9 protein-coding genes and 1 tRNA gene are annotated in these 10,136 nt (G+C 65.5%); 2 read left to right on the top strand and 8 right to left on the bottom strand.

From position 1 onward, the window contains the following. On the top strand, window positions 1-195 hold a 195-nt coding region (locus H6B31_RS10700), incomplete at its 5' end, for a hypothetical protein (protein WP_204898500.1). Window positions 196-476: 281 nt separating this feature from the next. After that, window positions 477-797, top strand: coding sequence for a DMT family transporter (locus tag H6B31_RS10695; protein ID WP_204898499.1), 321 nt, complete (start codon window positions 477-479; stop codon window positions 795-797). Window positions 798-1,081: 284 nt separating this feature from the next. Here H6B31_RS10695 and H6B31_RS10690 read toward each other — a convergent pair. From H6B31_RS10690 to fabF, 8 genes are all read right to left on the bottom strand, one after another. Next, window positions 1,082-1,168 (bottom strand) — tRNA-Leu (locus H6B31_RS10690). Between the two features lie 120 nt (window positions 1,169-1,288). After that, window positions 1,289-2,131, bottom strand: a complete 843-nt coding sequence (locus tag H6B31_RS10685) for a UbiA prenyltransferase family protein (protein WP_204898498.1) — start codon at window positions 2,129-2,131, stop codon at window positions 1,289-1,291. Further along, the gene (locus H6B31_RS10680; protein WP_204898497.1) at window positions 2,128-3,630 is read right to left on the bottom strand and encodes a DUF6056 family protein; all 1,503 of its coding nucleotides are present in this window, start codon (window positions 3,628-3,630) and stop codon (window positions 2,128-2,130) included. The genes H6B31_RS10685 and H6B31_RS10680 overlap by 4 nt, the downstream gene beginning before the upstream one ends. Before the next feature lie 165 nt (window positions 3,631-3,795). Next, window positions 3,796-5,166, bottom strand: a complete 1,371-nt coding sequence (locus tag H6B31_RS10675) for a penicillin-binding transpeptidase domain-containing protein (RefSeq protein ID WP_204898496.1) — start codon at window positions 5,164-5,166, stop codon at window positions 3,796-3,798. Then, the gene (locus H6B31_RS10670) at window positions 5,153-6,961 is read right to left on the bottom strand and encodes an FtsW/RodA/SpoVE family cell cycle protein (protein WP_346014068.1); all 1,809 of its coding nucleotides are present in this window, start codon (window positions 6,959-6,961) and stop codon (window positions 5,153-5,155) included. The genes H6B31_RS10675 and H6B31_RS10670 overlap by 14 nt, the downstream gene beginning before the upstream one ends. Before the next feature lie 960 nt (window positions 6,962-7,921). Next, window positions 7,922-8,389, bottom strand: a complete 468-nt coding sequence (locus H6B31_RS10665) for a MarR family transcriptional regulator (protein WP_204898495.1) — start codon at window positions 8,387-8,389, stop codon at window positions 7,922-7,924. Between the two features lie 71 nt (window positions 8,390-8,460). Further along, window positions 8,461-8,886 (bottom strand): 3-hydroxyacyl-ACP dehydratase FabZ, encoded by a 426-nt coding sequence (gene fabZ, locus H6B31_RS10660; RefSeq protein WP_204898494.1) that lies wholly within the window; start codon window positions 8,884-8,886, stop codon window positions 8,461-8,463. Between the two features lie 3 nt (window positions 8,887-8,889). Further along, on the bottom strand, window positions 8,890-10,131 hold the full coding sequence (fabF, locus tag H6B31_RS10655; RefSeq protein WP_204898501.1) for a beta-ketoacyl-ACP synthase II: 1,242 nt from the start codon (window positions 10,129-10,131) through the stop codon (window positions 8,890-8,892). Window positions 10,132-10,136 lie beyond the last annotated feature (5 nt).

The following is a 10,136-nucleotide window of genomic DNA, read 5'->3' as shown; positions in this document are numbered from 1 at the left end:
CTGCACGAAATTTTGGCCTCGATTTCTTGCGAAATTGTCGGCCAAAATTTCGCGAGAGGTATCATTTCCGAGGCGCATGTCCTCGGAAATGATGGGATTTCATTTTATTCCGCCGTCTGCGGACGGCGGAACTCCTTGCAGGAGGGCTTTTTTGACAAGCTGCGGGAGGCGGCTTTTAGCCGCCTCCCGGTTTGAGACCGTCGAAAAAGTGGCAAAAGCCACTTTTTCGAATGGGATCGAATGCCCTGCATGGCAAGGCGTTCAGCGAGCGCAGCGAGGACTTTTCCGCCGCGCAGCGGCGGGAAAGCAACGGCATTTTTGGAAAATCAGGGATTGACTTTTTCCGTCCATCTGGTATAGTATAGGACGCTCCATCTGCTGCCGAGTAGGTGGAAGGCATTTATTGATGTATCGATAGGCCTTTGGTAGATACATCGGTAAATGCATTTTTTTATGTTCAAGGAGGAATGTTCCGCATGGCATGGCTCTGCTTATGCATCGCAGGGGTGATGGAGGTATTCTGGTCCACCTGCATGAAATTTTCCCACGGATTTACCGACCTGAAGTTCTCCGTCTTGACCATCGTGGGGATGATCGTCAGCTTCGCCTTTCTCTCCCAGGCCACCAAGGTGCTCCCGCTGGGGACCGCCTACGCCATCTGGACGGGAATCGGCGCCCTGGGGGCCCTGATCGCCGGCATCATTCTGTTCAAGGAACCGGCCGCCCCCGCCCGGCTCTTCTTCGCCGCCCTGCTCCTGGTGGGTATCCTGGGCCTGAAAGCCACGTCCGGACACTGAGCGGCCCTCTCCCCCCAAAAAAGGACACGACATAGGTCGTGTCCTTTTTTATAGAAGAGATGGTTAAAATGGATATTTGGATGAACGAACCGTTGTAGGAAAACCACCCAACGGCCCTTCTGGCCGGCGGCGCGGGTGCGCCGTACGAGTGTTTTGCCACAGGCAAAACCTCGGCGCAGGGGCGGCTCTGCCGCCCCGAGCATTGAAATCCCGAAGGGTGGAGCCGCCCTGCGGGCGGCGGAACCCACAAAAAAGGACATCTGCAAAGCAGATGTCCTTTTTTGTGGTGCGCGAGGCGGGAGTCGAACCCGCACGCCCTTGCGAGCACTGGCACCTGAAGCCAGCGAGTCTACCAATTCCACCACTCGCGCAAGTGGGGCTGTTCTTATGTATCGTTCAGAACGAATGAGATTTTACCACAGGAATCTCTCCCTGTCAACCGGTTTTGAAAAAATTTTTTACCCCACAAAACATTTTTTCACTGCCGCCCCTCACCGCAGGTACAGCAGCGCCAGGGTGAGGGCGGCGAAGGCGGCCCCGGAGAGCAGCAGCCCCCGGTCCTGGTAGAGCACCTCCACCGGGTCGCCGTCGGAGTTTCCCTCCACCACCAGGCTGTATTTCAGACACAGGCAGAGCATCAGGGGCACCGTCCACACCAGGGCCAGGTCCCGGTCCACCGTCCACAGGGCGTAAAACACCACCGCCAGGGTGAGGCACATCTGCATGTTCTGGGAGAGGAATGCGTCGCTGTAAAAGCGCAGGACCAGGCGGCCCCTCCCCCGGGCGGTGCGCAGCTCCCCCCTCCGCTTGCTCAGCCCCAGGTAGAAGGAGAGGGCGGTCACCGTGAGGTACAGCCACCCGGAGACGGCGATCCCCGTCACCGCCGCCCCGAACAGCACCCGCAGCAGAAAGCCGGACACCAGGATGGCCAGATCCAGAATGGGGACGTCTTTCAGCCCCAGGCTGTACCCCAGGTTCAGCAGGACGTACAGGACCAGGCAGCCCCCGCTCTCCGCCGGGAGCCGCCCCAGTGGGAAGATCCCCGCCGTCAGGGCAATCAGGACCGCCCCCTCCGCCGCCGCCCGGGGGACGGACACCGCCCCGCTGGCGATGGGCCGGCGGCATTTGGTGGGGTGCAGGCGGTCCCGCTCCCGGTCCCGGACGTCGTTGAAGATATACACCACGCCGGCCGCCCCCCAGAAGGCCAGCGCCGCCCACAGGGACCGCGCCAGCAGCTCCCCCTCCCACAGGCGGCCGCTGAACACCAGAGGAAACAGGACCAGCAGATTTTTGACGCCGTGCTTGGGCCGCAGCAGCTGAATATACCCCTTCATCCGCCCGCCTCCCCTCTCTGCTCCGCCCACTTCTCCGCCGGGACAAAGGAGATGGACAGGTCTCCGGGCTCTTGTATGTAAAAGCGGCTGCCGATTTTATCCGTGTCCCCCTCCCACAGGTAGTCCCCGTTTGGATAGGCGGGCAGGACCACCTCCCGCCGTCCCTGGGCCACGGCCTCCTCCAGGGCGGCCAGCCGCTCCACCTCCAAAACGCGGATGGGGAAGAACAGGGCCAGGTAAAAGGCCAGCGCCCCCGCCGCCAGTCCCAGCGCCGTCCCCCGGACCAGCCGGCGGGGCAGGAGGCCCAGGGGCAGGGCGGACAGCAGATTCCCCGCCGCGATGGTCAGACACACATAGGACCAGTACAGGCACCGGGGCCCGATGGGAGAGACCGCCAGCAGTGGGAGCGCCCCCATCCCGGCGCTGGCCAGGAAGAACAGGGCCCGGTTCCGCCGCTCCCCCTTGGGCAGCCAGCGCCGGCAGCCCGTCCACAGGGCCGTCCCCCACAGGACCGCCGCCAGCGCCTCTCCCCCGGTCCACTCCCCCCGCAGGCCGCAGAGGATAAAGCAGCCGCAGCCCGCCGTCAGCAGGGCCGCCAGCAGCCGGTCCGGCCCTGTCCGCCGGGAGGCGGCAAACCACGCCAGCCCCAGGGCGGTCAGAGAGAGGTACAGCACCGGACACCTGGAGATCAGGCCGGAGACGACCACCGGGAGGTTCTCCCCCGCGTTCGCCCACAGTCCGGCGGAATAGGCTCCCCCGCCCCAGATCAGCCCGTAGGAGGGGGACAGGAACAGCACCAGCGCCCCCAGCAGGGTCCCGGCGCAGAAGGCGGCTACAGAGACCGAGGCAATCCCCCTCCGCCATGACCACACCAGCAGGACGAACCCGGCCCACACCCCGTACAGGGCGACGTGCTCCACAAACAGCGCTCCGCACAGCCCCAGGAAAAACACCGCCGCTGCCCGGGGAACTCCCCCGGGGACGGGCCGTTCCGCAAACAGGTCCCCCAGCAGCCGGAGGGCGGCCAGCGCCAGGGTGACCGGGGGGACATAGTTGAAAAAGCCCGCCGCCCAGGGGTAGATCTGGGCGAACATGTCCCGGGGCAGGGCCAGCAGGGCGGCCGCCGTCAGGAAAGTCCCCCACACGGTGCGGAAGCCCCCGTGCCCGGCGGCCAGGCGCACCGTCCCAAAGAGGAAGGCGGCCCGGAGCAGCTCCCGGAGCAGCCGGCGGCTCCCGGCGGCGTAGGCCAGGAGATTGCCCAGAATCCGGCCGTTGTAGGTCCGCCAGCCGTGGAATACCGTCCCCAGCAGGTCCATGGGCCCAGTGAGACGCCGGCCCAGCTCCTCCCGGAACCAGTCGTCCCCGGTGAGGGGAAACAGCCCGCACAGGGCCAGCAGAGCCAGAAACAGGGCTGCAAGACCCGCCCGCTCCCAGGCCCGGCCCGCGCCGGGGCGCGCCAGCCCCGCCCCCTGTGCCCTCGCCTCCGTCTGCCGGTTCAATTCCGCGTCCCCTCCTCTCGCCGCCTCTCACGGCTCTCTATGGTACAAACGTTTTTCCCCGACAAAATGCAACAAAAAAGAAGGACCTGTTCTGCCGAATCAATCAGCAAAACAGGTCCTTGTGTCCCTGCGGGGGAGGAATTTTCCTTCCTCCGCAGGCCGTATTCAATATCCGTTGACCAGGGCGTTCAGCACCTGGGCGGCCACGTTGCCCGCCGCACCGGCGCCGCTGCCCCCCTCCTCCACCACCACGGCGAAGGCGTAGGGGGCGTCCTCGTTGCGCAGGAAGCCCACAAACCAGGCGTTGGGCCGCTTATCGCCCCCCACCTCGGCGGTACCCGACTTGGCGCAGATGTCCATGTTGGGGAACCGGCCGGAGCCGTAGGTCTGGACCACGTTCTGGGCCATCATGTCGGCCAGGGTCCGGGCCGTGTCGGACTGGATCAGGGTCCCCGTCTCCTTTCCGAAGGGGAGGGAGAGCTGGGGCAGTCCCCCGTCCACCTCCTGGATGAGGCGGGGCACGGCGGCCTTGCCCCCGTTGGCCACGGCCCCCATCCACACCATCATGGCGCAGGGGTTGACCAGGTCGTTGTACTGGCCCACGCCCGACCAGCCCAGCTGGCCCTGAGTGGCTCCGGCGAGGTCGTAGCTCCCCTGGGCGGTCTGGATGCCGTCCACCGAGTAGCGGCTCAGCAGGCCGGCCTGCTCCACATACTTCGTCATGGTGTCCGCCCCCAGCTCGGCGGCCAACTGGGCGAACACCCCGTTGCAGGAGTTGGCGAAGGCCCCGCCGATGTCCATGGTGCCGTGGGCGGAGGGGCAGGTGATGGTCTCGCCCCCCACCACGGTGGAGCCGGTGCAGGTGAAGGTGCGCCCAAACAGGTCGGGCAGGTTCTCAATGGCCGCCGTCAGGGTGACCGTCTTGAACACCGAGCCGGGGGTGAAGGTGCTGGACAGGAAGCGGTTCACGTACACGCCCTCGTACCGCTCATCCCCCTCCTGGATATCCGGCGGGTCGGCCGGGTCGAAGGCGGGGGTGGACACCATGCACAGGATCTCCCCCGTCTCATAGTTGTAGACCCCCACCGCCCCCCGCCGGCCGCCCAGGGCCTGGTAGGCCTCGTAGTTCAGCCGGGCGTCCAGGGTCAGGTACAGGTCGTTCCCCTGCCCAAAGGGGTTGTCCGCCCCGGTGAGAAAGTTATAGCCGGAGAGCTGGTCGGCAAAGGCCACCAGGGCGCTGGTGCCGATGGCCCCGTTGGGGTCCCCCACCGCGTGGAGGGTGGCCATGCGCACCGTCTGGTTGGCGTAGTACTGCCGGTTTCCGCTCTCGTCCACCCAGGAGAGGACGTCCCCGTCCCGGTCCAGCACCCGGCCCACGGACAGCTGGCCCTGGCTGTTGTACAGGTGGCGGTTGGCGGCGAAGGAGGCCCAGCTCCCCCCGTTCAGGAAAAACCGCACCACAAACAAACCCACCCCCAGCAAGAGGATCAGGGTGAGGATCAGGCACACCACCGTTCGCTTCTCAATCTTTTTCACGGCGGACCTCCTTTCCGGCGCGCTTCCCCTGGCGGGGAGCCAGGTTGCCCAGCCACTTGTCCCCGTGGGCCTTCTGGAGCTGGATGGCGAAGCTGGCGTTGCTGCGGGTGTCGGCCGCCTTCAAAAAGGCCAACAGCCCCCAGGCGGACAGCATGGACGACCCGCCGTTGGACACAAAGGGGAAGGTGACCCCGGTGAGGGGCAGGATGTCCACCGACCCCAGCACGTTCAGGGTGGTCTGGAACACCAGCAGGCTGGTGGCGGCGCAGGCGGCGATGGTGTAGAAGCTGGACCGCCCTGCCCGGCAGCTGCGCACGGCGAACACCGCCAGGGCGGCGATGCAGGCCACCGACAGCAGCGCGATGATGAGCCCCCACTCCTCGCACAGCATGCCGAACACCAGGTCGGTGTCGGCGGCGGACACCCGGTGGAGCCACCCCTCCCCCGGCCCCACGCCGATGAGGCCGCCGGAGGCGGCGGCGGACATGGTGCGGGTCTGCTGGAAGCCCCCGTCGGAGGCCTGCTCCCACACGTGGCCCCAGGCGGCGAACCGGCGGAGGATATAGGGCTTGATGGTCACCAGCACCAGCCCCCCGAACACCGCCCCTCCGCAGATAAGGGCCAGGGTGGTGTAGTCCCCGGAGCGCAGGTAGGCGATAACCAGGAAGGTGACAAAGAAGATGGCGGCGGTGCCGAAGTCGCTCATCAGGGCCAGACAGCCCATGCACGCCCCGGTGAGCAGGATGAACAGCCCCAGATTCCGCTTGCGGAACAGCCGCTCCAGGGTGGCCGCCCCGGCGAAGATGTAGCAGATCTTGGCCAGCTCCGAGGGCTGGAAGGAGAAGCCCAACAGGCTGATCCAGTTGGCCGCTCCGTACCGCTCGTGGCCCGCCACCAGGGACAGGCTCAGCAGGACCACGGCCCCGGCGGCCATGAGCCACCGGATTTTCCGCACCCGGTCTAAATCCCGGAGGAAAATGCCCACCACCAGAAACAGGATGATCCCCAAAAAGACGGCCAGCAGCTGCTTGGGCACAGAGGCGGGGGCGGAGGAGGCCGTCACCGCCAGGGACAATGTGGACAGGAAAAAGGCGATGGTCTCCATCTCAAAGCCGATCCGCCCCAGGCAGCGGAGGGTGAGGCAGTAGAGCCACATCACCAGGCACAGGCACAGAAAGGCGGCGGGGACCAGGAGCACGTGCTCCTCGTCGGTGGAAAACAGGAACTGCAGGGCGGTGAGCACCTGAAACACGGTGAGCAGGATCAGGGAGCCCCAGGGGGACACGGGCCGCTGGGAGGTCTTTTTCCGGCGGGCGGTCTCCTCATCGGACACCGGGAGGAGCACCGTGTCCACACCCCCCAGGCTGAGGATGTCCCCCAGGGTCATGGAGGAGCCCGCCGGGTCCACCGGCTTGCCGTTGAGGAGGGTGCCGCTCTTGGAGCCCAGGTCGTGGACCGTCCACCGGTCCTCCCCGGTGCGGATGAGGGCGGCGTGCTGCCTTGAGACCACGGGGTAGTTCAGCACCACGTCGGAGGCGGGGCTCCGGCCTAAAATGTTCTCCCAGTGGGTCAGGGGCTCGGCGGCCCCGTTGGGCAGGGACAGGTAGGCCCACACCTCCGGCTTGGGGGAGGCCTTCACCAGGGAGCGGATGATCCGCACCAGCATCAAGATGGCCAGGATGGGAAAGAGAAACCGGAGGATCAGGGTGTACCAGGCGTAAAAGTCCGGGTGATCCACCGGAAGCTGCCGCAGGGCGGTCAGCCCCGCTTGCAGGGAGGCGGGCAGGGAACTCAAGCAAGCCCCTCCTTTCACATGGGATTGACAACAGACTTAGATACAGCATACTACATCCGCCTCCGGGGCACAAGGGCGGTTTTGCACAAAATGTTCGTCCGGCGCGGCTATACAGGGCGCGGGCGGGTGCGCATGGGGCCGCCCCTACTGGTAAAACGGAACATATCAGGGCGGGCGGGTGAGGGCACCCGCCCCTACGGCGGTCACAGAAGCCTTCCCTTCTTTTTCGTAGGGGCCGGACACCGGCCGGCCCGCAGATGAATGCGGCGCGTCCGGGAGGCCGCGCCCTACAGCTCAGCACCAGCCGCCACCTGCTCGGTCAAGCCAGGCGCGGAACAGGAGCCGCAGCAACAGCAATTTTTGCAAACCCAGGGCCCAGTGGCCCGGATTGAATTGAGAAATGCCACTCAGATTTTGCGCGCCGGAAATTTTGTAAAATTCAGCAGGTACGCGTCCCTCGTAATGGGGTCCGGGGTGCGGCGACTTGGAGCACCGGAACGGTGCTCCTCGGAGCAAACCCCGGCGGCGTTTTGGTGAATTTCTCCCGTACCTCCCGGCGAAGCCCAGCGCAGCGGGTTCGCCGGGAAGAGGAGGAGCAAGGGAGCGGGCGCAGTTTTCGCCGTCAGGCGGAAACTGAGACAAGCGGACTCAAGGTGAATTGGCCCGAAGGGCCAAGAGAAGGTGACCTGGGCCATTGCGACGACGAACCGCCGCGGGCAAAGTAACCCGCCGTCCGCAGACGGCGGAATCCTCTGCAAACGGAGCGTAATCTTCCACTGCCCCCTCATCCGTCTGGCCTTGCGGCCAGCCACCTTCCCTATCCCCTCTGTCGCTTCGCGACATCTCCCCTTGATAAGGGGAGTCGGCCCCCAGGGGGAAGGCTAAAAAAGAGCGGGCGGCGAAATCCCCCGTGCAGCAAAAAAGAAAAGCAGCCCGGCCTAATTGGCCGGGCTGCTTCCATCAGGACGCCGGATGGGACTGTACCGGGACGCCGGGGTCCAGCTCAGGCATGAGCTCGCCGGAGATCACGTCCAGCATCTCCTCCAGTTTGTCCACATCCTCCTGGGGAAAGCGCTCCTTCACCCGGTCCAGAACCGTGGTGAGATAGCGCTGGCTGATGTTGCAGTAGTCGAAATACTTCTGGGTCACGGACAGGTGGTACTCCCGCTTGTCGTCAGGGGACTGCTCCTTGGTGACGTAGCCCTTCTGGATCAGGCTGTTGATCTTGTAGGCAGCGTTGGGGGGCGAGATGTTGACGAAGCTGGAGAACTCGTTCACCGTGGGGTGGCCCAGGGCGTTGATGATCTCCACACAGAAGGTCTCCACCGTGGTCAGGCTGGCCTCCCGGTCCTGGAAGCGGGAGAAGATGGAGCGGTAGAAGTGGAGCTTGAATTTGGTATACACGCGGTCAAAGGACTCATCCAGCATAGGCATGCCTCCTGCATAAGCGCCGGTTTTCGGACCAAAACAGGTTCATGGCCACACCTCAGGCTTCCGCCTTACTGGATGACGAAGGTCAGCTCACAGCGGGCGGCCACCTTGCCGCCCACCTTGGCCACCGCCTTGCCGTATCCCACCGGGCCGTACTGCTCCACCAGCTCGCAGGACAGCTCCAGCACGTCGCCGGGCACCACCTGCTGCTTGAAGCGGCAGTTCTTCACGCCGCCGAAGATGGCCAGCTTGCCCTTGTTCTCCGGCAGGGAAAGGGCGGCCACCGCCCCCGTCTGGGCCAGAGCCTCCAGGATGAGCACGCCGGGCATGATGGGCTGCCCGGGGAAGTGGCCGGTGAAGAAGGGCTCGTTCATGGTGACGCACTTGATGCCCGTGGCCTTCACCCCCGGCTCGCACTCGGTGATCTTATCCACCAGCAGGAAGGGGGGGCGGTGGGGCAGGATCTCCATGATCTGCTGAATGTTCAGTTCCATGTCTCAGCCCTCCCACTTGTGGAAGACCAGGCAGGCGTTGTGGCCGCCGAAGCCCAGAGAATCGGAGATGGCGTACTTGATGTCCGCCTCGCGCCCCTGGTTGGGGACGATGTCCAGGTCACAGGCGGGGTCGGGCACCTGATAGTTGATGGTGGCGGGGACAAAGCCGTCCTTCAGGGCCAGCAGGCTGAAGATGGCCTCCACCGCGCCGCCGGCCCCCAGCATGTGGCCGGTCATGGACTTGGTGGAGCTGACCATCAGCTTGCCGGCGTGGTCCCCGAACACCTTCTTCAGGGCGGCGGTCTCGCCGCTGTCGTTCAGGGGGGTGGAGGTGCCGTGGGCGTTCACATAGTCCACCTGCTCCGGGGCGATGCCCGCGTCGCTCAGGGCCTGCTGGATGCAGGCCGCCGGCCAGGTGCCGGTGGGATCGGGGGCGGTGATGTGGTGGGCGTCGCAGTTGGTGCCGTAGCCCACGATCTCCCCATAGATCTTGGCGCCCCGGGCCTTGGCGTGCTCCAGCTCCTCCAGCACCAGGATGCCCGCGCCCTCGCCCATGACGAAGCCGCTGCGCTCCTTGTCAAAGGGGATGGAGGCCCGCTTGGGGTCGGAGGCGGTGGTCAGGGCGCTCATAGAGGTGAAGCCGCCGATGGCCAGGGAGGTGATGGTGGCCTCGGCGCCGCCGGACACCATGGCGTCGGCATAGCCGTCCCGGATGTAGTGGAAGGCGTCGCCCACCGCGTTGGAGCCGCCGGCGCAGGCGGTCACCGGGCAGGTGCACATGCCGTGGAGGCCGTACCGGATGGCGATGCGGCCGGCGGCCAGGTTGGCGATGATCATGGGGATGAAGAAGGGAGAAACCTTGTCAAAGCCCCGGCTCTCTCCCACCTCACAGGAGTTCTGGAAGGTCTGCATGCCGCCCACGCCGCTGGAGACGCACACGCCGATGCGGGCGGTGTCCTCCTGCTCCAGGTCCAGGCCGCTGTCCGCCATGGCCTCCGCCGCGGCGTACATGGCAAACTGGGAGAAGCGGTCCATCCGGCGGACCTCCTTCTTGTCCAGCACCTTGGTGGGGTCGAAGTTCTTCACCTCCGCCGCCAGAGAGACCTTCTGGCTGGAGGCATCATACAGGGTAATGGGCGCGATGCCGCACACCCCGGCGCGGGCCGCCTCCCAGGTCTCCGAAACGGTATGGCCCAGAGGAGTGACAGCGCCCATACCGGTGATGACAACTCGTCTCTTTTCCATCATGT

This window comes from Pseudoflavonifractor capillosus, assembly GCF_016899775.1.
Taxonomy (GTDB): Bacteria; Bacillota; Clostridia; order Oscillospirales; family Oscillospiraceae; genus Lawsonibacter.
The sequence above is the reverse complement of the archived record's forward strand: the minus strand, read 5'-3'. Positions and strand labels throughout refer to the sequence as shown.